Here is a 22,548-nt window from a genome sequence, read left to right on the forward strand (position 1 = left end):
AAACTTCTTTTAATTTATTATTAACTAACTGATAATCAAATGTTAAATTTATGCTCTTCCACTATCTTTTATCCAATAAGCTATTTTTTCATTGAATACTGTCTTTCCTTTCAGGTCTTCAAGGTTCAAATGCATCCTGTATCGCCAATAATGCGGGAAAACTGCAGGATTGTTGATCCTTTCGTTATCCATATTAGGATTGGTAAGCTCGGGATCGGTTGCCATAAACTCCTGAATTGGGAAAATAGCCAGCATCGCATCATTGTAAAGATGCTGTTTCATGATAATTTCAGCTAAGTGAGAATCCATTTCCTCAGGAGCTTTTCCATATTGGATCAGCTGCTGATTAAAATACTTCTGAGTCAAGGCCGGATCTTCTTTCCACCACTGTCTCAGCGTAGAACTGTCATGAGAAGATGCGGTGACTACATTCATATAATCCGCATTTTTAGGATTGTAGAACGGAATATTATCCGAAGGCATACGCTGAACTTTTAAGGCAATAATTGCCAGCTCGTCCATCGCTATAGGCACGCAAGCCGGAACCATTCCTAAATCTTCACCACAGATCAGCATTTTGGTAGCATTCAGAATCACCGGAAGTTTCTCCATTGCTTTTTCATACCATAAATGATCCTGTCTTCTGAAGAAGTAGTCGTGATACAGATCATAGATTGCTCTTTGCTCCCATTCAGGAAGGTATTGATAAGAGTCTGTACTGTAAACGTTAAATCTTGGATGATAGACCGTTTCCCCATTCCTCTCCTCAGTCAGGAACAAAACGTTTGCGCAGAGTGAAACCAGTTTTTCTTCAACAGCACCTTTTGGATTCTTTTTGAAAAAATCGGTCAGTTTTCTCTGGGTATCAAATTCTTCTTTAAAAGTATAAGTCCCATCATTATTATTGTTAATAAATTCAAGCGCAGCGCTACTCTCTTCACCGAAATATTTCCACAGGATTCTATCATTGATGAAAGGTTTACAATACCGGTTAAAATCAAACGGAATATGTCTGGCTTTAAATTCATCCACAACAATTGGAACAGCAGGATAAAAATATCCTAAAATCCCCTGTGTGGCAGATATCGGCATTCTCCATATCCTGAAAAACCCTAATATATGGTCGATTCTCATCGCATCGAAATACTGCTCCAATGCTTTGAATCTGTTTTTCCACCATCGGTAGTCGTCTTCCTTCATCGCTTCCCAGTTGTAAGTCGGGAATTCCCAGTTTTGTCCCAGTTCTGTAAACTGATCCGGCGGTGCTCCGGCCTGGAAATCCATTCCGAAAAGTTCAGGCTCTGTCCAGGCTTCTACAGAATGTCTGTAAATACCAATCGGAAGGTCACCTTTTAATGAAACTCCTAAACTGTGAGTATAATCTACAGCATCTTTCAGTTGTAGATGCAACTGGTATTGAACCCACGCATGAAGCATTGAAGCATCATAATCTTTACTTTTTACGGCAAAGAACTGAGAAATCTTCCCTGCAATATATTTCTTGTGGGTTTTCCAGTCATTGAAGTTCGGGGTTTTATATTTATCCCTCAGCACGCAGAAAGCAGCATAAGGAACGAGCCAGTGCTCATTGTCTTTTATAAATTTTTTGAAGCCTCTGTCTTTATAAATTTTTTCTTTTTCCGTGTTGAAAATCGCTCTTAAAAATTTCCATTTGCCCGCAATTACTTTTTCATAATCGATCAGATCCAGAGCGTTTAACGTCTCTTTCTCAGACTGGTACTCAGAAACTAATTCTTTCGGCAAAGGAAAATCAAGGTTTTCCAGTGAAATATACTGTGGGTGCAAAGCATAAACAGAAACTGCAGCGTAAGGGTAAGAATCCGTCCAGGAATAATTGGCCGTGGTATCGTTAATCGGAAGGATCTGGATGATTCCAAGATTGGTTTCACTGGTCCAGTCGGCAAGGTTTTTAAGATCTGAAAATTCTCCAACTCCAAAGCCGTTCTCACTTCTCAAAGAAAAGACAGGAACCGCTACTCCGGCATCATGATACATCTGATAGGACCTGAATTTAAAATAATGATTAGAAACAATCTGCAGAACATCCGGAAGCAGATTAGCAAGGGTGAATCTGTTTTCCCCGGTCTCCACATCAATTACTCTACCTTCTTTTGTATCGTAAAGGCAATATTTAAACTGAATAAATTCGTTTTCCGGAATTTCAACGGAAGCTTCCCAAATCCCAAAATCGGTCTGCGAAAGATGGATTACTTTTTCGTAATTCCAGTTTCCTAAAGAAGCCGTACTGCCGAACAGTACAATTTTCCAGTCCGGGTTATAAACAGGGGCTTCTATTCTGAATAAATGGGTGTGCTTTTTTAAAACCGTCGCTTTTTCAGGCACAAACTGATTGAGCTTATTATAAAGAATTTTATTGTTTAAATAGTTTTCAGGGAAATTTTTATTACTCCATTCATCAAAAATAATAAACTCCTTGTAGTTATGAGGGAAGTTAAGATGATGCAGAACAAATTCTTCTCTCAGAACATTTCCTTTTTCGTCTGAAACCTGATATTTATAGGACACTGATTTTGAGAAATAATCTACCTCACATTTCCAAATGCCGTTTTCTGCATAAAATAAGGTATGAGTCTGGACAGCAGCACCTTTGTCATCTACAATCAACAGCTGCAGATTCTGCCCGGCCTTTGCATTATATCCTACATTAAAGTATAACTTCATCTATATTTTTTTATAAAAATACATTTTAATATCGAAAAATAAAACTTATTGAAGATCAAATAATCATTAAAAAACCTTTCCAAAATAAGTTGAAAAGGTTTTAAATTTTAATAGAGTTTAATGAAATCTCTGGCTTTATTATTCCGTTACCAGAATTTTTTTGTTGAATAAAGCTTTACCGGATTCATCTGTAATATTAACGATATAGGCTCCATTGACAAGACTTTTCAAATAAACCTGCTGATTGAGCGAACCGTCTTTTACAGACAGCTTTTGTTTCATCACATTTTTCCCTGAAATATCGAAAACATTCAGGAGAATATTTCCTTTTATTTTTTGATCATTGACATTGATGTTAATATAATGTTCATCCACTTTCGTCGGATAGATATCGATATTCGCCAATGCATTAGCTGAAGTTGCTCTGTCATTGGTAAAATATTTACTCGCCAGATCATAAATATGCGGTTTTTCTCCGCCAGGAAGTACTTTTGCCTGAAGAGTATTTAAATCTACTTCATACAAACTATCTCCTTTAGCACTTGCAATAACTACTTTTCCACTGGCATTAACTGCAGATCCATTGACTGAATAATTTTCCGGAAGACCGGAGATCTTACCCACAAATTTCGCTTTCAGTTCTTTGGACACCACTTTAAAGACATTTCCGGAAGCCGAGAAGACATAGAAATTATTTTCAGCATCTGCGATCATGTCGCCACCAAAGCCTGTTTCAATAGCAGTGAATGAATTCTTCCCATTGGAAGCATCATCTTTAATAATCCCAAGATCATTAACGGTGTACTGACTGCCTTTTCTGCTAATCTGCAAAAGCTGAGATCCTGCATTGTTCAGGGCATAGATATTTCCGTCATATCCTGCGGTCATTCTTGTGATATGGGAATTGATATCACATGAAGTTACTTTGGTCACCGTATTTTCAACCAGTGTAATTTCCTTTGTCTTCGCATTCAAAATATAGATATTGGACGAAAACATCGGCATATACACCAGGTTATTATTCATCGGGTCATAAGCCAGAGCTGCCATGGCAGTCGCTTGTGAATGGTTGTAGGAATTTTTATCTTCCGACACATTACCTTTTCTTTCCTGAGAAAATACTTTTGCCACAGCATCTACAGAAAACAGCTTATCTCTGGAGGTTCCATTAGTGGCATCCATCACACGGAAATCACTGAAAACAATACTGGAAGTATCTTTTCCGGCAATCGCGAAAAAATCCTGCTGTGCCTGAGCGTTGGCACCTAACACAAGCAGGAAAAGAGGGAATAAATGTTTTTTCATACAATGTAGAATTTAGATTCGTAATGATTTTAGTATGACTAAGTTACACAAATTACCAATGACATCATAAAAAAATAGCAGTATTTACATAGTATTTACAATCATTTAATCTAAACATTGATATTTCGATAAATAATTATTTTTTAAACACGAATAACGCAAATATTTTCACAAATATCACTATTGAAGGGCTGCAACATTTGTGTTATTTGTGGGAAACATTCGTGGATTTATGTTTTTTAAACGCAAAGATTGATTATAGAATTGTATAATTTAAAGAAGCAAAGATTGCCGGTTCTGCCGACATGAGTAAGGCTTTCGCATTAAATCTGCTATATCCGCTATATCTGCGAGAGATTACAAGATGATAAGAAATGAGCATAAAAAAACTCCCGCAGATCACACAGATTACAACAGATTTTTATGATATGATCTGTAGAATCTACGCGAGCTGCGGGAGCTGTACTATTTATTTTTAGGTTAATTCAGAACGTAAGTGGTTCCGTCTCTCCCATCTTTTAATTCGATGCCTTCAGCAAGCAGTTTGTCTCTGATCTGGTCTGAAAGGTCGAAGTTTTTTGATTTTCTGGCCTGATTTCTCAGTTCAATTAAAACCTTTAAGGTCTGATCAAGCTTCTCGTTATTATTTTCTTCCACATTCTGAAGTCCCAACACATCAAATACCAAAGCATTCAGCGTTGTTTTTAAATCTTCAAGATCTTCAGAAGAAATCGTTTCTTTCTCATCATTTAAAGCGAAAATATATTTTACAGCTTCAAATAAATGAGCAATCAGAATCGGAGAATTGAAATCATCATTTAAGGCATCATACGCTTTGGCTTTCCACTCTTTAAGATCAAAACCAGACTCTTTTTCATTATTAGGAGTGATTGAGTTTAATACTTTAATGGCTTCCATTAATCTGATAAAACCTTTTTCGCTCGCAATCATTGCATCATTGGAAATATCCAGCACACTTCTATAGTGCGCCTGCAGGAAGCAGAAACGTACGATGGTAGGATGGAAAGGCTTTTCAAAGAAATCATTCTCACCTGTTACCAACTGCATCGGAAGGATATAATTTCCTGTAGATTTACTCATACGCTGAGAATTCATCGTCAGCATATTGGCATGCATCCAGTAATTCACCGGAGCAGTATCATTGCAGGCTTTCCCCTGTGCGATTTCACATTCGTGGTGTGGGAATTTCAGGTCCATTCCTCCGCCGTGGATGTCAAATTTTTCACCCAGATATTTTGTACTCATGGCAGTACATTCAAGGTGCCATCCCGGGAAACCTTCGCCCCAAGGGGAATTCCATCTCATAATGTGAGCAGGAGATGCTTTTTTCCAAAGAGCAAAATCCTGTGGGTTTTTCTTTTCACCCTGCCCGTCAAGATCACGGGTATTGGCAAAAAGCTCTTCGATGTTACGCTTTGAAAGTTCACCGTAGTTTAAGCCTCTGTTATTGTATTCCAAAACATCGAAATAGACAGAACCATTACTTTCATAGGCAAAACCTCTTTCGATAAGTTTCTGCGTAAGCTCAATCTGTTCTACGATATGACCTGTCGCCGTAGGTTCGATATTCGGAGGAAGCAGGTTGAACATCTCTAAAACTTTATGAAAATCTACAGTATATTTCTGTACGATTTCCATAGGTTCCAGCTTTTCCAGACGGGTCTGTTTCACGAATCTGTCGTTTTCCACATTTCCATCATCTGTAAGGTGACCTGCATCGGTGATGTTTCTTACATATCTTACTTTATACCCTAAATGGATCAGGGTACGGTAGATAAAATCAAAGGAAAGGAAGGTTCTTACATTCCCCAAATGCACATTGCTATACACGGTAGGTCCGCAGACATACATTCCTACGTTTCCTTCTAGAATGGGTTTAAATATTTCTTTTTCTGCTGTAAGCGAGTTGTATATTTTTAATTGCATCGTTTAGTTTTTTGATGTAATGATTTACGTTTAGTTTTAAAATTTCAAATTTTATTAAAAGACCAGAATCCTTTAACAACAGCATTTACAGCAGCAACAAATAATGGTTGTTACAAAAATCTTATCCGAAACTTTTTTAAATTTTATCATTACTTATATTTAATACATTAGATTTTGAACTCCCAATGTCATCCCTTAAAATTAAACTATTTTTATAAAATTCTGTCAACACCCGATTTCCTCCCATATCAGAGTAATCAGTTTTTGTACTGATCAGCGCTCTTAATTCTTCTTTAAATTTATCCAAATTACCAAATTCATCTTCCAGATCATTTAAATCTAATGGATAACCAGGACTCAAATTTACTTTTTCTAAGTTTTGTCTCTGAAAAATTTTAATTAAAATATCATAAATTTCAAAATCTTGGATTTCTATTGTATCAACTCCTTCTTCAAAATTATATTTAACAGAAATATGATCTTTTATCTGAGGGAAAATTTCAATTAGATTCCTTTCATTCTTTATCACGATTACACTTTCATGATACAACATATGGTGGTCATATCTTTCAGAAAGCAATCTGATATTTTTCTTTATGATGTGATTAATCATTGATCTTAATAATCCAGCTTCGCATGACTTCCCACATAATGCAGGAATTCCTGTCTCGTGATAGGATTGGTTCTGAAAATACCGCTCAATTCTGCCGTGATGGTAGAACTTGCCGTATCTTTTATTCCTCTGCAGTTCACACACAAATGTTTTGCATCAATAATACAGGCTACATCTTTGGTGCCCAACGCTTCTTTCAAAGCATCTACAATCTGCATCGTCAGTCTTTCCTGAACCTGCGGTCTTTTTGCATAATAATCCACAATTCTGTTGATCTTGGAAAGGCCAATCACTTCACCGTTTGAAATATAGGCTACGTGGGCTCTTCCGATGATCGGCAGAAAGTGGTGTTCACAGAAAGAATACACGGTAATATCCTTTTCCACCAGCATCTGGCGGTATTTATATTTATTGGAAAATGTGGAAATTCCCGGTTTGTTTTCGGGAAGAAGACCTCCAAAAATTTCATTCACATACATTTTGGCAACACGCTTCGGAGAATCCTTTAAAGAATCATCCGTCATATCCATCCCCAGTGTTTCCATAATTTCACCGAAAAGTTCGGTAATTTTTTCTATTTTTTCCTGTGGCGATTTATCAAATGCATCTTTCCTAATAGGCGTATGTTCTTTTCCAGTGAAAATATCATCGTCGTTATCGGTAAAATCAACCATTTTTATTTAATTTGCAACAAAAATACGGATAAAATCTGTTCATCGATTTCAATTTGAACGAAAAACATTGTCCATTCTCAACTTAGCCTATGATTATTGTCGAAGAAGTACAGAACGAAAAACAGAAAAAGGACTTTTTAGAATTCCCCGCCCAACTTTACCGGCACGACAAAAACTATATAAGACCCCGAAATAAGGACATCGAAGAGATTTTTGATCCTGAAAAAAATAAATCCTTCCAGGAAGGAGAATGTTCCCGGTTTCTTTTTAAAAACAAAAAGAATGAGATCGTTGGAAAGGTGGCCGTTTTCATCTCTGGTCTTTGCGAACAAAAACAACCTACAGGAGGCATCGGGTTTTTCGACTGTATTCATGATCAGAAAACTGCTGATTTCATTTTCGATCACTGCAAAATTTGGCTTCAGGAAAGAGGTATGGAAGCCATGGATGGGCCGATTAATTTTGGAGAAAGGGATAAGTTCTGGGGACTTTTAACGGAAGGTTTTGATGAGCCGTTATTCGGAATGAATTATAATTTTCCTTATTACAAAGATCTATTTGAAAATTATGGTTTTAAAATGTATTTCGAACAGCTATGTTTTTCAAGACCCATTTTCGCTGAAGTTTCAAGGATTTTTACGCTTATGCATACCAAGCACAGCAGAAATCCTGCGATCTCAGCAAGACCGATGAAGAAAAATGATCTGCCAAAATTCGCTAAAGATTTTACGGAAATTTATAATCAGGCATGGGCCTGTCATGGAGAAGGTAAGCAGCTGGAAGAAGCAAAAGTTCTGAAAATGTTTAACACCATGAAACCTATCATTAATGAACACATTTCCTGGTTCGTTTACGAAAATGAAAAACCTATTGCGATGTGGATGAATCTTCCGGATGTAAACCAGTGGTTCAAATATCTGAACGGCCGATTCGGAATTGTGGAAAAGCTTAAGTTTTTGTGGATAAAACAATTCACGAAGAATGAAAAGATGGTCGGTCTGGTTTTCGGCGTTATTCCGGAATGGCAGAAAAAAGGGATTGATGGGTATATGATCTGGGAAGGAACGCAGCACCTGAGAAAACATACGGATTTCAAGACGACGGAACTTCAGTGGATCGGAGATTTTAATCCTAAAATGATAAAAATTGCAGAAAGTCTCGATACGACGGTTACCAGAAAACTGGCTACATACCGGTATCTATTTGACCGCACTAAAGAATTTGAAAGACATCCTATCCTTTAAATAAAAAACCCTGCTATTGAATAGCAGGGCTCCTTTCATTAGATACTCTATTAGAATAGCTCTCCGGCTACTTTTTTAATATTATCACTTTTCCCCATGGAGTAAAAGTGCAGCACAGGAACTCCGAAATCCAAAAGTTCTCTGCATTGATTAATGGCCCATTCTACACCGATCTGTTTGACAGCCTCGTTGTTTTTGGCTTTTTCCACTTCATTGATCAGCTCTTCAGGAAGATCAATTTTGAATATTTGTGGAAGGATTTTTAAATGCTTTTTGGTTGCAATGGGTTTGATACCCGGAATAATAGGCACTGTAATTCCCATTTCTCTGGCCTTTGTCACAAATTCAATAAACCGTTTATTGTCAAAAAACATTTGGGTGACGATATAATCTGCTCCGGCATCTACTTTTTGTTTCAGCCATTTCAGATCATAATTCATGGAAGGTGCTTCCATATGTTTTTCGGGATATCCGGCTACTCCAACACAGAATTTATTGAGTTCATCACAGGCTTCCTCATCATTATGAAGGTACTTCCCTCTTCCTAAATCATTGATCTGATGAACGAGATCCATGGCACTGGCGTGACCTCCCGGCGTTGGCTCGAAGTATTGATGTCCTTTCATGGCATCACCTCTCAAAGCCATTATATTTTCTATTCCCAGATACATACAGTCTACCAAAAGGTATTCTGTTTCTTCTTTGGTAAAACCTCCGCAAAGAAGATGGGGAACAGTATCTACATTATATTTATGCTGGATCGCGGCACAAATCCCTAAGGTTCCGGGACGCATTCTGGTGATACGGCGCTCCATCAACCCGTTTCCTTTATCAAGATAAATATATTCTTCTCTGGAAGTGGTGACATCAATAAAAGGCGGCTTAAACTCCATAAGCGGATCTATATTGGTATACAGATCTTCAATCCCGATTCCCTTCTGGGGCGGAACTACCTCTAAGGAGAATAAGGTCTTCCCATTGGCGTTTTTAATGTGTTCAGTGATCTTCATTTTATAGTTTAGTTATTTTTATCTTTTGTTGATGGCTTATAGGTTGGGACTCACAATCATTAACTTTTTAAGCTAAGTTTGGAGATAACCATCTTCTGGCTTCATCAATGGAGCAGCCTCTCCTTTTTGCATAATCCTTAAGCTGATCCTCGGTAATTTTTCCGAGGCCGAAATATTTCGCATGCGGACTCCCAAAATAATATCCGGAAACCGCTGCCGTCGGGAACATCGCCAGACTTTCGGTAAGGAAAACGCCTGTATTTTCTTCTACTTTTAAAAGGTCCCAGATGGTTTTCTTTTCCAAATGGTCAGGACATGCCGGATAACCCGGTGCAGGACGTACTCCTTTATATTTTTCGGCGATAAGGTCTTCGTTGCTCAGATTTTCCTGATTGGCATAACCCCAATATTCCGTTCTTACTTTTTTGTGTAAAAATTCAGCGTAGGCTTCTGCGAATCTATCGGCAAGGGCTTTAACCATGATGGCATTGTAATCATCGTTGGCTTTTTCATATTCATCAGAAAGTTCATCTGTTCCGAATCCGGTACAGACACAAAAAGCTCCAACATAATCAGTTTTTCCTGAACTCTGAGGTGCTATAAAATCACTTAACGCTAAATATTCTTTTCCTTTTGATCTCTGAGCCTGCTGTCTTAAAGTCAGGAATCTGGCCTGCTCTTCGTTATTTTCGTCAAAAATCAGGATATCATCCGTTTCATTTGAATTGGCTTTGAAGATTCCGAAGATGGCTTTTGCCTTCAGTAATTTCTCATCAAGAATTCTCTTTAAAATAACCTGGGCATCTTTAAACAGTTCTTTAGCCTGAGCTCCCACAACCTCATCTTCCAGGATATTCGGGTATTTCCCGTGCAGATCCCAGCTTCTGAAAAACGGAGACCAGTCGATAAACGGAAGCAATTCTCTCAAATCCTGATCTTCCAGTACCGTTACGCCTAAATGATTCGGTGTAAAGATCTCTTCGTTTTCCCAATCAATGGTAAAATGACTTTCTCTTGCTTCTTCAATGGTAACATAGTCTTTATCCACCTGTCTGTTCAGGAACTTTTCACGGAAATCGGAATACTCGTCTTTCAGCTCTGAAACATATTCTTTATTTCTGTCACCTAACAACGAGCTCACCACATTCACAGCTCTGGACGCATCATTGACGTGAACGACTGCATTTTTATATTTTAAATCAATTTTCACAGCGGTATGTGCTTTTGAAGTCGTTGCACCACCGATTAATAATGGAAAATTGAGATTTTGTCTTTCCAATTCAGAAGCGATGTACACCATTTCGTCTAAACTTGGTGTAATCAATCCGCTCAAACCAATGACATCAACCTTATGTTCTATGGCAGCCTGAATAATCTTTTCAGCCGGGACCATTACTCCAAGATCAACTATTTCATAATTGTTACAACCCAAAACAACACTCACAATATTTTTTCCGATATCGTGAACGTCCCCTTTTACTGTCGCCATCAGAATTTTTCCGTTAGCTGGTCTCGCACCGTCTTTTTCAGCTTCAATATAAGGTTGCAGATACGCAACAGCTTTCTTCATTACCCTCGCGGATTTTACCACCTGCGGAAGAAACATTTTTCCACTCCCGAAAAGATCTCCGACAACGCCCATTCCGGTCATCAGGTTAATTTCAATAACGTGAAGCGGTCTTGCTGCCTGTTGTCTGGCTTCCTCAACATCTTCTTCAATAAAACGGTCGATACCTTTAACTAAAGCATGGGTAATTCTCTCCTGCAAAGGTCTTGTGCGCCATTCTAAATCTTCAACAATTTCTTTCTTGACAGATTTATGTTTTTCGGAATAATCCAAAAGTCTTTCTGTAGCGTCTTCTCTCTTGTCAAGAATTACGTCTTCTACAAGACCCAAAAGCTCTTTATTGATTTCGTCATACACCTCCAGCATGGAAGGATTTACAATCCCGATATTCATCCCGGCCTGAATGGCGTGGTAAAGGAATACCGAGTGCATCGCTTCTCTTACCGTATCATTTCCACGGAAAGAGAAGGAAACGTTGCTGACTCCCCCACTTACGGAGGCATAAGGCAGATTCTGTCTTACCCATCTTGTAGCTTCAATAAAATCGATGGCATTTCTTCTGTGCTCATCCATTCCCGTTGCTACCGGGAAAATATTTAAGTCGAAAATAATATCTTCTGCCGGAAAACCTACCTGATTCACCAGAATATCATACGAACGTTTTGAGATCTCAAGTCTGCGATCGTAATTGTCGGCCTGACCTGTTTCGTCAAATGCCATTACAATCACTGCTGCACCGTATCTTTTGACTGCTTTGGCCTGTTTGATGAATTCTTCTTCACCTCCTTTTAAGCTGATGGAATTCACCACACATTTACCCTGTGCCACCTGAAGTCCGGCTTCCAGGATTTCCCATTTGGACGAGTCTATCATCACCGGAATTCTTGCAATATCCGGTTCTGAGGCTATTAAATTCAGGAACTTGATCATCGATGCTTTTCCATCGATCAATCCGTCATCGAAGTTGACATCAAGGATCTGTGCACCTCCGTCTACCTGATTTCGGGCAATATCAAGTGCTTCAGAGAATTTCTCCTCTTTTATCAGTCTTAAAAACTTTTTGGAACCGGCAACGTTTGTCCTTTCACCAACATTGATGAAATTACTTTCCGGCGTTATGATAAGAGGCTCAAGGCCTGATAATCTTAAATATTTCATTAATTTTTTATTCTGCTAAATTATAATAGGTACTGTCTGTATTCGGTCTCAGCAGATCTATAGCTCTGCTTCAAGTTGTAAACAGCGGAAACTTTTTATAAGCCAGCTTCTATTTCTTGTTTTAATTAAAAACGGCCTGATTATACAAACTCTTTCGTCTTTCTTGGCGGATATTGTGCCACCAGGTCTGAAATTGCTTTGATATGATCCGGCGTTGTACCACAGCATCCTCCAATAATATTGATCAATCCTTTCTCTACATATTCTTTGATCTGTCCCGCCATATCTTCCGGTGTCTCGTCATATTTTCCGAAAGCATTCGGAAGCCCCGCATTCGGGTAAGCAGAAACATAAAATTCTGAATTGTGAGCCAGAGTTTCCAGATAAGGAGTAAGCTGATCCGCCCCCAAAGCACAGTTAAATCCTACACTTAATAAATTCAGGTGTGAAACAGAGATCAGAAAAGCTTCTGCGGTCTGCCCGCTCAACGTTCTTCCTGAAGCATCGGTAATGGTTCCTGAAACCATGATCGGGATTTTTATATTTCTTTCATCCTGAAGTTCATCAATAGCATACAAAGCCGCTTTTGCATTCAGGGTATCAAAAATTGTTTCTACCAAAAGGATGTCTGAACCTCCATCCAGTAAAGCTTCACACTGCTGTTTGTAAGCCACTCTCAATTCTTCAAAAGTGATTGCTCTGTATCCCGGATCATTAACATCAGGACTTAAACTTGCCGTTCTGTTGGTAGGTCCGATGGAGCCTGCCACAAATCTTGGTTTATCCGGATTTTGAGCGGTAAATTCATCACATACTTTTCTGGCAATTTTTGCAGACTCATAGTTCAGTTCGTATACCAGTTCTTCCATGTGATAATCTGCCATTGCAATGGTGGTTCCCGAAAATGTATTGGTTTCGAGAATGTCTGCTCCGGCTTCCAGATATTTTCTATGAACTTCTTCGATTGCCTGAGGCTGTGTCAGGGAGAGAAGGTCATTATTTCCTTTTACCGGATGTTCCCAGTCTTTGAAACGTTCTCCGCGGTAGTCTTCTTCCTCGAATTTGTAGCGCTGAAGCATGGTTCCCATTGCGCCATCGAGAATTAAAATTCTCTCGGATATTGCTTTATATAATTGTTCTGAATTTTTCATATGTTTTTTGATGGTTGATAGTTGATAGGATGTTATCCTATCCTTTGTTAAATCGTCCCGTTGGGACTCTTTGATTTATTTCAAACAAATAATCTGAACCGGCTAGAGTCTTTCTATTGAATTAATCTAAAGCCTGTTTCAGATCTGCAATGATGTCATCTATATATTCCAAACCTACAGAACAGCGGACAAGACCAGCTGTGATACCTACTTCATTTCTTTCATCTTCAGTTAGTTTTGAATGGGTTGTGGATGCAGGATGTGTCACGATGGTTCTTGTATCTCCCAAATTGGCAGAAAGAGAACACATTTTTATTTTGTCCAAGAAGTTTCTTCCGCCTTCTATTCCGCCTTTAATTTCAAAGGCTACGATACTTCCACCCAGCTTCATCTGCTTTTTCGCAATTTCATAACTCGGATGGGATTTTAAGAACGGATATTTTACCAGCTCCACATTCGGGTGGCTTTCTAAAAATTCAGCAACCTTCAATGCATTTTCACAATGTTTTTCCACACGGATAGACAATGTTTCCAGGCTCTTTGATAAAACCCATGCATTGAAAGGTGACATCGCAGGTCCCGTATTTCTTGCAAAAAGGTAGATTTCTCTGATCAGGTCCTCTTTTCCTACGGCTACACCGCCTAACACTCTACCCTGTCCGTCAATCAGTTTCGTTGCAGAATGTACAACAACATCTGCACCATATTTTATCGGCTGTTGCAGATAAGGTGTTGCAAAACAGTTATCTACAATAAAGATAAGGTTATGTTTTTTCGCGATCTTTCCGAAAAACTCAAGATCCAGAATTTCAATAGCCGGATTGGTAGGGGTTTCAAGGTATAAGATTTTGGTATTCGGTTTAATGTACTGTTCAACATTCTCCGCATCTTCAGCTTTGAAATACGTTGTTTCGATATTCCATTTCGGGAAATACTTTGTAAATAAGGTATGGGTAGAACCAAAAACCGACTGACAGCTTACAATATGATCGCCCGCATCCAGTAAAGTGGCAAACGTAGAATAAATAGCCGCCATTCCTGTTGCAAACGCATATCCTGCTTCTGCGCCTTCCATTTTTACAATCTTATCTGTGAATTCTGTCACATTCGGATTTGAAAAACGGCTGTACAGGTTTTTAGATTTTTCTTCGGCAAAGCTCGCTCTCATATCTTCCGCATCCTGAAAAATAAAGCTGGATGTAAGATATAATGGCGTAGAATGTTCGTCAAACTGCGTTCTTTCAGTCTGGGTTCTTATTGCGGAGGTTTCAAAATTTTCCATATAGTTTAATGATCAATGTACCAATGAATCAATATAACAATGTACCAATGATTTCTAGATTGCTAGACTGTTACATTGCTATATTGTTACATTATTAATATTATTTAGTTTCACTTACTCTTAAGATATCACCGAAAACGCCTCTGGCTGTTACCTGAGCTCCGGCACCGGCTCCCATGATGACGATCGGGTTTTCACCGTAACTTTCTGTGTAGATTTCAAAGATGGAATCTGAACCTTTCAACTGACCTAAAGCAGAGCTTCCCGGTACAGAAACCAATTTCACATCAAGCTGACCTTTATCTTTCTGAAGATCTCCGTGAAGATCTCCTACATAACGAAGTACGTGGCCCGGCTCCTGCCCTTCTTTGATTTTCTTATATTCTTCATCCAGCTCATCAAGTCTTGAGATAAATTCATTTTTATCTACTGCCAAAAGGTCTTCAGGAATTAAATTCTGAATATTGATGTCTTGAAATTCATTGATCAGGTCCAATTCTCTGGCGAGGATCAGAAGTTTTCTTGCTACATCGTTTCCGGAAAGGTCTTCACGTGGATCCGGTTCTGTATATCCTTTTTCCATTGCTTCTCCGATGATGGTTGAAAATTTATCGTCTCTCACAGAAAAATTATTGAAGATATAGCTCAGTGAACCGGAGAATACACCTTTAATTCTGGTAATATTTTCTCCTGAAAGGTGTAATAATTTGATGGTATCAATTAACGGAAGTCCCGCTCCTACATTGGTTTCGTACAGATAACGTCTGTTGTTTTTACTCAACGTATATCTTAGTTTACGGTATTCTTCTATTGGAAGTGTGTTGAAAATTTTGTTGGAAGAAACAAGGTCAAAACCATTTTCAGCTAAAGCGTGATAGTTTTTCACAAAATCCTTGCTCGCGGTGTTGTCTACTACGATAAGGTTTTCCAACTGATTTTCTTTTGAGAAGTTGATCAGCTCTTCAACGTTTGAAGGGTGTTCTGCCGTTAAAATCTCATCATTCCAATCTGCATTAAAACCTTTTTTATTGAAAGCAATTTTTCTTGAATTGGCTACAGCCACTACTTTCAGGTCTATCTTTTTACGTCTTTTAATTTCTTCTGATGATTGTAAAACCTGCTCTATTAAAGTCTTTCCTACATTTCCGTGACCGATGATCGCCAGATGAACAGTTTTTGGTTTTTTAAAAATTTCGGATTCGATAACATTCTTTGTCTTCTCATCCTGCGAAGAGGTTACTACAATATTCACTCTGTTTTCCCCTGCAACCTGGTTTAATAAAAGTGGAAAAACGTTGTTTCTAGCCAGTTCAGTTAAAACTTTATTGAAATCCTCCGCCACAAATCCAAGGACGGAAACATTATTGATACTATAAATCTGTGAAACTTTTCCTGATTTTCTTTCTGCTTCAAATTCATCGATCAGACAGGCAACTGCTTTTTCTGCATCGGCTTCATTGACAAGAATAGAAAGCCCGTTTTCAATGGCCTGCTGGGAGATTACTCCCACACTGATTCTCGCTAAAGTAAGCGCTTTAAAAATTCTTCCGTCGATTCCTATTTCTCCTAAGAAATCTTCTCCTTCAAACTTGATGATCGATCTGTTTTTTAAAAACTTTATTTCGTTCGCATTTTTCATCTGTTCTATACTTTTTGTTTGTTATGATCAGATGGAGTTTCGCTTTCGCTTCCTTTCATTCTGAAAATATTGTTGATGATATTATTTAATTGTTCGTATTCCATTAAGAAGGCATCATGCCCATGAATTGACTGTATTTCATAATAGAAAACCTCTTTGTTTTTCTCTTTCAGCTGTTCAAAGCACATTCGTATTTCTGAAGCAGGGAAAAATAAATCTGTATCTACAGCGATCAGGTGCATTCGTGCGCTGATCTTTTCGAGCTGGTTTTCATAGGTATTGATATTCATGAGGAGATGATTCATCAGTTTGTAAGATTTTAAACTAAATCTATCGTTTAATGAATTTCCGTGATACACGAGCCAGTCTTCTGACTCTAACCGTTTGTTTTCCTGATGATATCTATTTTGAAATCTGTCGTTTAGGGACTGTGGAGTTCTATAGCACAACATGGCGTGTATTCTCGCTTTCTGCAGGGGCTCATCATTTCCGTTTAACAGAAATTTCTGAACCAGACACTGTGCATGAAGCCAGTCATGGGTTCTGAAGTCGCAGGCAATCGGGATAAAAATCTCGGCAAGCTGTGGCTTTTTGGCTAGCATTTCCCAAGCGATTCCTCCTCCGAGGGAGCCTCCAATAATGGCATATAAATTTTTGATATGTAAAGCTTCAAGGCCTTTCAGAAATATTTCAGCAATATCTGAAGGGGTGAAGTCTTCGTAGTCGTCAATTAAAAAATGATCAAATCCGTTTCCGGGAATATTGAAACAGAGAACTGTGTACTGATTCGTATCGATCACCTGATTTTCACCAATTAATTGTTTCCACCATCCTTTTTCTCCTGAAACATTTGAGTTTCCGGTTAAGGCATGATTGATCAATATAATGGGTGCTGTAAACAGGTCTTTCCCGAAGATCTGATAAGTCAACGGGATATGGTATTCCTTTTGGGAATAAGTCTGATACGAAAGATTTATATAGTTTAGTTCTGTTTTCAATTCTATTATTATTTTAATACAATTGAAAATGCCACAGGAAATGGCTGAAAAGAACTTCAGTAAGTTATCTGTCCAAAATAAATTGGTAGAACGTAGCACCTTCTCTGCTTGCACAAAGGGTTGCTAAGGTTTCATAGGGTCTAATCCCTCAACCTTTCTTGATAACATTTTCAATATTTGAATGAACGCACTGCAAAGATATGTCTTTTCTTTTAAATTAAAAAAGAAAAAATATTTAATATTTAAAAAGCCTCTAATCATAAGTGTTTCAAGGCTATGTTAAGAATTCTTCAGATGAAAGGAATTGGAATTATTTTTCAAAAAAACTAACTTCGTATTGAAAAAATGATGAAATATGACTGTTGAGAAAGAAAGACTACAAGATACCAAATGGAAAAACTGGGGGCCATACGTCAGTAACCGACAGTGGGGAAACGTCCGTGAAGACTACAGCCCAAACGGAAATGCCTGGCACTACGCGAATCACAATAATGCCGAAAGCTACGCTTACCGATGGGGAGAAGAAGGTATCGCAGGGATCTCTGATGTGAAGCAGATCTTCTGTTTTGCTTTTTCATTCTGGAACAAGAAAGATAAAATAGTAAAAGAACGTTTCTTTGGACTGAGCAATCCTCAGGGAAATCACGGGGAAGATATTAAAGAAATCTTTTATTACCTCGATAATACACCTACTCACAGCTATATGAAAATGGTGTATAAATATCCGATCAATGCATTTCCATACGATGATCTCGTTGCTGAAAACGGAAGACGAAGCAAAAAGGAACCTGAATATGAAATTTTTGATACGGGAATTTTTAACAATGATGAATACTTCGATATTTTCATTGAATACTGCAAAGCGGACCACAACGACATTCTGGCCAGAGTAACGGTTCATAACAGAAGCCAGCAGGATGCTCCGATAGTGGTAGCTCCGACGGCCTGGTTCAGAAACAACTGGAAATGGGGTTATAATACCTATAAAGCACAGCTGACTGCTTCTTACGACGGATGTATCGACATCAATCATGACAGTATTTCGATTAAAAAGCTTTACTCAAGAAACCTGGCTGCGAAAAGTGCTTTCTGCGAAAATGAAACAAATGCGCCTAAATTATATGGTGCACCCTATTCCGGAAATACTTATTTTAAGGACGGGATCAATGATCATATCATTTACGGAAGCAATACGGTAAATCCGGAGAAAAGAGGAACTAAGGCTTCTTTTATTATTGATGAAATTATCGACGCAGGACAGTCAAAGACTTTTGATTTCAGATTGTGTCCGGATGAGGTGGATGAACCTTTTGAAAAATTTGACGAAATTTTCGCAACAAGAGCTGCTGAAACCAACGAGTTTTACGAAGAAATTCAGAGTGAAACCACAAACGAGGATGAAAGAAACGTACAGCGTCAGGCTTTTGCAGGACTTCTCTGGAATAAGCAGTTCTATCATTATAACGTTGGAAAATGGCTGAAAGGTGATCCGAATCATCAGGCTCCGAGAAATTTCAATGATTATGTAAGAAACACGGAATGGAATCACCTTCACAATAAAGACATTATCTCGATGCCTGATAAATGGGAATATCCGTGGTATGCCACATGGGATCTGGCATTTCACTGTGTTCCTTTCTCCATTATTGATGGTGAGTTTGCTAAGGGACAGCTTCTTTTGCTTACGAAAGAATGGTACATGCACCCCAACGGTCAGTTACCTGCCTATGAATGGAACCTGAGTGACGTGAATCCACCCGTACATGCATGGTCTTGCTTCAGGGTTTTTAAAATTGATGAAAAGCAGAACGGTAAACCTGACCTTTTATTTCTCGAGAAAGTTTTTCAGAAACTTCTCCTGAATTTCACATGGTGGGTGAACAGGAAAGATAAAAGCGGTAACAATATTTTTGGCGGCGGTTTCCTTGGACTGGATAATATCGGAGCTTTCGACCGGAATATGGAGCTGAAAGACGGACAGCATCTGGAACAGGCAGACGGAACCAGCTGGATGGCTATGTATGCGCTTAATATGATGCGAATCGCAATGGAGCTCGCTCAGTATTATCAGGTTTACGAGGATATGGCAATCAAATTTTTTGAGCATTATCTGTATATTGCTGAGGCGATGGAGAATCTTGGAGAAGGCAAAGAAGGTCTATGGAATGAGGAAGACGGCTTTTTCTATGATGTACTACAGCTTGGTAACGGAGAAAGTGTTTCTTTAAAACTAAGAAGTATTGTCGGTCTGATTCCAATGTTTGCAGTGGAAATCGTAGATCATAAATTACTGGATAAAATGCCCAATTTCAAAGCCAGAATGGAATGGGTTTTAAAGAATAAACCTGAGCTCACAAAGCTGGTTTCCCACTGGGATGAAGAAGGACAGGGCAGAAAACATCTGATGAGTATTCTGCGTAAGAACAGACTGACAAAGGTTTTAACGAGAATGCTTGATGAAAATGAATTCCTTAGTTCTTACGGAATCCGTGCCATGTCAAAAGTATACGAGGAAAATCCGTTTGTATTTTCAGTTCACGGTACGGAAAACGTGGTTTACTACACGCCTGCCGAGAGTGACAGCCGAATGTTTGGAGGAAACAGTAATTGGCGCGGCCCGATCTGGTTCCCGATCAATTTCCTGATTGTGGAAAGTTTACAGCGTTTCCATTTCTATTATGGCAACAGCTTAAAAGTAGAGTTTCCAACGGGAAGTGGTGAAAAAAAGAACCTTGATGAAGTGGCTCAGAATATCAGCCGCAGACTCTGCTCGTTATTTTTAAAAGATGAAGACGGACAAAGGCCTTTTAACGGAGGAAATGCCAAGTTTAATTATGATGAACATTTCAGGGATTACATCACTTTCTTTGAATATTTCCATGGAGACAATGGCCGCGGCGTAGGGGCTTCCCATCAGACCGGATGGACAGCAACGGTAGCTAAGCTTATGAAGCCAAGATTAACAGTATAAACGCAGCGGCCGGCCCGAATGGGCCGGCCGCTTATAATCAATTAAAAAAATAGTTAAACTTTTTCTCCGTTCACAAGAACTTCATACCCGATTTCTACATTCGGCTCTAAAGTTTTTGATACGGAACAGTATTTCTCAAAAGATAACTGAGCAGCTTTTGATGCTTTTTTAGGATCTATATTTCCCTCCAAAAGAAATCTCACTTTAATAGATTTAAAAGGTTTTGCGTCTTCTACCTGAACTCTTTCTCCTTCTACTTCCGCCTGGAAACCTGTAATTTCCTGACGTTGTTTTTTCAGGATAGAGACTACATCTATTCCGCTACAGCCTGCAACAGCCATCAACACGCTTTCCATTGGAGAAACGCCTTTAGCTCCGGGCTGTGAGGTATTGTCCAAGAGAATTGAATTCCCCTGGGAATTGGTACACTCAAATAAAAAATCGTCGTTAATTCTGTTTAGTGTTATTTTCATTTTCGAATTTTGTTGTAAGATTCTTCGGCTCTCTGCACAGAACCGGAGTAATTAGATTTATGATCAATGCAAAATTATAAAATTCCCCGCGCTTTTATCTCAAGATATTTATTGATAACGTCGATATTTAAATTTTCAGGAAGCGTATACACGGTATAAATCCCATACTTTCTGAGTTCCTGAATGATCAGTTTCTTTTCAAATTCAAATTTTTCGGCAACGATTTCATCATAAATCTCCTGCATACTTTCAGGATTCTTCTGAATAAGGGTCTGCAGTTCTGAATTTTTGAAGAATATAACCACCAAAAGATGGTTTTTGGCTATTCCACGAAGGTATTTCAACTGACGGTTTAATCCATCAAGCGTTTCAAAATTGGTAAACAATAACACAAGACTTCGCTGGTTCAACGAATATTTTACATCCTGATAAAGGCGGTTGAAATCACTTTCAAAGAAATCTGTTTTAATATTATACAAAGCTTCCGAGATCTTCCTCAGCTGCCCGGATTTATTTTCTGCAGCGACTTTATTCTCTGTTTTTTTAGAGAAGGTCATCATTCCGGCACGGTCGCCTTTTTTAAGAATTATATGAGACAAAGCCATGGCGGCATTGATTGAATAATCCAGCAGACTTAATCCGTTGAAAGGCATCTTCATGGTCCTTCCTTTATCGATCAGAATAAAAATCCGCTGTGATCTCTCATCCTGAAACTGATTGACCATTAACCGGTTGGTCTTGGATGTAGCTTTCCAGTTGATGGTTCTGATATCATCCCCGGGAACATATTCTTTGATCTGCTCAAATTCCATGGTGTGCCCAAGTTTTCTGATCTTTTTGATTCCACCGAGCATAAATTCGCTCTGCAACGCCATCAGTTCATATTTTCTGAGGTGTACAAAAGACGGATAGGCAGGCAGCATCGCATCTTTCTGGAAATTAAATCTCTTTGAAACAAATCCCAATGGCGAAGAAACATACACATTCAGGTTTCCGAAACTGTACTCTCCTCTTTCCTTGGGTTCCAGACTGTACTGAAAATAGGTATTTCTACCGGGTTCTATATTTTTTTTAATTAAAAAATCTCTTTTCTGAAACTGAAACGGAATCTCATCAATGATTTTTGTATTGATCTTAAAACTGTAATTATTTTTAATATCAATCTTTACAAAATTTTCATCCCCGTTCGATAATTTTTCCGGAAGTATTCTCTGGGCAAGCACTCCTTTTTTCTGATTAAACAATAAAAGATAGTCTACCATTGCCGCCAGAAAACAGATCAGCAGAACAATGTGAGCCGCCCACATCAGAACCGGAAAGAAAAAAGCAAGGACATACAGTACCCCCACTCCGATGAGCGAAAAGAAAAATCGTGTATTGATGTATAGGTTCTTCATTTTTTAGGTAGCAGGTTGCAGATGATAGGCTGCAGGTTGTTGGTAATACTTATTGTAGAGAGTTTATTAAACCGTTCAGCATTTTTGAAATTTCGATAATGTGTTCATTCAATTTTTTATAATTTTCTTCATTTAAATAATTAAGATTTTTAGAGATGATTAATTGAGTTTCAACTTCAGCACAACTTCCTCTCGCTATCTTTAAAAATTGTAGATAATCCAGTTTGCTTCTTCTGGAGTTTCCTTCAGCAATATTTGATGGTATAGAAACCGAGGCTCTCCTGATTTGTGAAACAAGGCCATACATTTCATCTTTCGGAAAAGATCCCGTAATCCTGTAAATTTCTGTAACAAAATCAATAGATTTCTGCCAAACCAAAAGTTCCTTAAAATTTGCCATACTACACAAAATTTAT

General features: G+C 38.4%; 16 protein-coding genes and 1 riboswitch. Of the genes, 2 read left to right on the plus strand and 14 right to left on the minus strand.

Going from position 1 to position 22,548, the window contains the following annotated elements; all coding sequences use genetic code 11:
* Window positions 1-48: 48 nt before the first annotated feature.
* From IW22_RS09065 to folE, 5 genes are all read right to left on the minus strand, one after another.
* Window positions 49-2,703: a 4-alpha-glucanotransferase gene (locus tag IW22_RS09065; protein ID WP_034725867.1), complete on the minus strand. Its 2,655-nt coding sequence runs from the start codon at window positions 2,701-2,703 to the stop codon at window positions 49-51.
* A 138-nt stretch (window positions 2,704-2,841) separates the two neighbouring features.
* Complete coding sequence (locus IW22_RS09070) at window positions 2,842-4,008, minus strand: T9SS type A sorting domain-containing protein (RefSeq protein WP_034725868.1); 1,167 nt, start codon at window positions 4,006-4,008, stop codon at window positions 2,842-2,844.
* 480 nt (window positions 4,009-4,488) lie between these two features.
* Entirely contained in the window at window positions 4,489-5,955 is a 1,467-nt protein-coding gene (gene cysS / locus IW22_RS09075) for a cysteine--tRNA ligase (RefSeq protein WP_034725869.1), read from the minus strand.
* Between the two features lie 136 nt (window positions 5,956-6,091).
* Window positions 6,092-6,484 carry a hypothetical protein gene (locus IW22_RS09080; protein WP_165571874.1) on the minus strand — a complete coding sequence of 131 codons (393 nt, stop codon included), beginning with the start codon at window positions 6,482-6,484 and terminating at the stop codon, window positions 6,092-6,094.
* Window positions 6,485-6,573: 89 nt separating this feature from the next.
* Complete coding sequence (folE, locus tag IW22_RS09085; RefSeq protein ID WP_034725871.1) at window positions 6,574-7,242, minus strand: GTP cyclohydrolase I FolE; 669 nt, start codon at window positions 7,240-7,242, stop codon at window positions 6,574-6,576.
* Window positions 7,243-7,331: 89 nt separating this feature from the next.
* On the opposite strand from folE, the gene IW22_RS09090 reads away from it, so the two are divergent.
* Complete coding sequence (locus tag IW22_RS09090) at window positions 7,332-8,486, plus strand: hypothetical protein (RefSeq protein WP_034725873.1); 1,155 nt, start codon at window positions 7,332-7,334, stop codon at window positions 8,484-8,486.
* A gap of 50 nt (window positions 8,487-8,536) precedes the next feature.
* On the opposite strand, the gene metF is transcribed toward IW22_RS09090, so the two are convergent.
* From metF to IW22_RS09120, 6 genes are all read right to left on the minus strand, one after another.
* Entirely contained in the window at window positions 8,537-9,496 is a 960-nt protein-coding gene (gene metF, locus IW22_RS09095) for a methylenetetrahydrofolate reductase [NAD(P)H] (RefSeq protein ID WP_034725875.1), read from the minus strand.
* A 67-nt stretch (window positions 9,497-9,563) separates the two neighbouring features.
* Window positions 9,564-12,221 (minus strand): methionine synthase, encoded by a 2,658-nt coding sequence (metH, locus tag IW22_RS09100; protein ID WP_051891170.1) that lies wholly within the window; start codon window positions 12,219-12,221, stop codon window positions 9,564-9,566.
* A 140-nt stretch (window positions 12,222-12,361) separates the two neighbouring features.
* On the minus strand, window positions 12,362-13,372 hold the full coding sequence (locus tag IW22_RS09105) for a homocysteine S-methyltransferase family protein (RefSeq protein ID WP_034725877.1): 1,011 nt from the start codon (window positions 13,370-13,372) through the stop codon (window positions 12,362-12,364).
* 121 nt (window positions 13,373-13,493) lie between these two features.
* Window positions 13,494-14,654, minus strand: a complete 1,161-nt coding sequence (locus tag IW22_RS09110; protein ID WP_034725879.1) for an O-succinylhomoserine sulfhydrylase — start codon at window positions 14,652-14,654, stop codon at window positions 13,494-13,496.
* A gap of 100 nt (window positions 14,655-14,754) precedes the next feature.
* A complete protein-coding gene (locus IW22_RS09115) occupies window positions 14,755-16,293 on the minus strand; it encodes an ACT domain-containing protein (protein ID WP_034725880.1) in 1,539 nt (512 codons plus the stop codon).
* Window positions 16,294-16,298: 5 nt separating this feature from the next.
* A complete protein-coding gene (locus IW22_RS09120; RefSeq protein WP_051891171.1) occupies window positions 16,299-17,291 on the minus strand; it encodes an alpha/beta fold hydrolase in 993 nt (330 codons plus the stop codon).
* A 61-nt stretch (window positions 17,292-17,352) separates the two neighbouring features.
* Window positions 17,353-17,459: riboswitch (SAM riboswitch) on the minus strand.
* A 187-nt stretch (window positions 17,460-17,646) separates the two neighbouring features.
* Between IW22_RS09120 and IW22_RS09125 the strand changes: the two genes are divergently transcribed.
* Window positions 17,647-20,262 carry an MGH1-like glycoside hydrolase domain-containing protein gene (locus tag IW22_RS09125; protein ID WP_034725881.1) on the plus strand — a complete coding sequence of 872 codons (2,616 nt, stop codon included), beginning with the start codon at window positions 17,647-17,649 and terminating at the stop codon, window positions 20,260-20,262.
* Window positions 20,263-20,315: 53 nt separating this feature from the next.
* On the opposite strand, the gene IW22_RS09130 is transcribed toward IW22_RS09125, so the two are convergent.
* The 3 genes from IW22_RS09130 to IW22_RS09140 all read right to left on the minus strand — a co-directional run bounded on the left by IW22_RS09130 (window position 20,316) and on the right by IW22_RS09140 (window position 22,532).
* Window positions 20,316-20,735, minus strand: a complete 420-nt coding sequence (locus tag IW22_RS09130) for an OsmC family protein (RefSeq protein ID WP_034725882.1) — start codon at window positions 20,733-20,735, stop codon at window positions 20,316-20,318.
* A 74-nt stretch (window positions 20,736-20,809) separates the two neighbouring features.
* A complete protein-coding gene (locus tag IW22_RS09135; protein WP_034725885.1) occupies window positions 20,810-22,132 on the minus strand; it encodes a DUF58 domain-containing protein in 1,323 nt (440 codons plus the stop codon).
* Between the two features lie 49 nt (window positions 22,133-22,181).
* Window positions 22,182-22,532, minus strand: a complete 351-nt coding sequence (locus IW22_RS09140) for a four helix bundle protein (protein WP_034725887.1) — start codon at window positions 22,530-22,532, stop codon at window positions 22,182-22,184.
* Window positions 22,533-22,548: the final 16 nt, after the last annotated feature.

The sequence above is a fragment of the Chryseobacterium sp. JM1 genome, assembly GCF_000737715.1.
Taxonomy (GTDB): domain Bacteria; phylum Bacteroidota; class Bacteroidia; order Flavobacteriales; family Weeksellaceae; genus Chryseobacterium.

Excerpts from the sequence above, each read along its gene's own strand:
- IW22_RS09070 (WP_034725868.1), bottom strand. The coding sequence starts at position 4,008 with ATGAAAAAACATTTATTCCCTCTTTTCCTGCTTGTGTTAGGTGCCAAC.
- IW22_RS09130 (WP_034725882.1), bottom strand. The coding sequence starts at position 20,735 with ATGAAAATAACACTAAACAGAATTAACGACGATTTTTTATTTGAGTGT.
- metF (WP_034725875.1), bottom strand. The coding sequence starts at position 9,496 with ATGAAGATCACTGAACACATTAAAAACGCCAATGGGAAGACCTTATTC.
- IW22_RS09140 (WP_034725887.1), bottom strand. The coding sequence starts at position 22,532 with ATGGCAAATTTTAAGGAACTTTTGGTTTGGCAGAAATCTATTGATTTT.
- IW22_RS09110 (WP_034725879.1), bottom strand. The coding sequence starts at position 14,654 with ATGGAAAATTTTGAAACCTCCGCAATAAGAACCCAGACTGAAAGAACG.
- metH (WP_051891170.1), bottom strand. The coding sequence starts at position 12,221 with ATGAAATATTTAAGATTATCAGGCCTTGAGCCTCTTATCATAACGCCG.
- IW22_RS09125 (WP_034725881.1), top strand. The coding sequence starts at position 17,647 with ATGACTGTTGAGAAAGAAAGACTACAAGATACCAAATGGAAAAACTGG.
- IW22_RS09105 (WP_034725877.1), bottom strand. The coding sequence starts at position 13,372 with ATGAAAAATTCAGAACAATTATATAAAGCAATATCCGAGAGAATTTTA.
- IW22_RS09135 (WP_034725885.1), bottom strand. The coding sequence starts at position 22,132 with ATGAAGAACCTATACATCAATACACGATTTTTCTTTTCGCTCATCGGA.
- IW22_RS09090 (WP_034725873.1), top strand. The coding sequence starts at position 7,332 with ATGATTATTGTCGAAGAAGTACAGAACGAAAAACAGAAAAAGGACTTT.
- folE (WP_034725871.1), bottom strand. The coding sequence starts at position 7,242 with ATGGTTGATTTTACCGATAACGACGATGATATTTTCACTGGAAAAGAA.
- IW22_RS09115 (WP_034725880.1), bottom strand. The coding sequence starts at position 16,293 with ATGAAAAATGCGAACGAAATAAAGTTTTTAAAAAACAGATCGATCATC.
- cysS (WP_034725869.1), bottom strand. The coding sequence starts at position 5,955 with ATGCAATTAAAAATATACAACTCGCTTACAGCAGAAAAAGAAATATTT.
- IW22_RS09065 (WP_034725867.1), bottom strand. The coding sequence starts at position 2,703 with ATGAAGTTATACTTTAATGTAGGATATAATGCAAAGGCCGGGCAGAAT.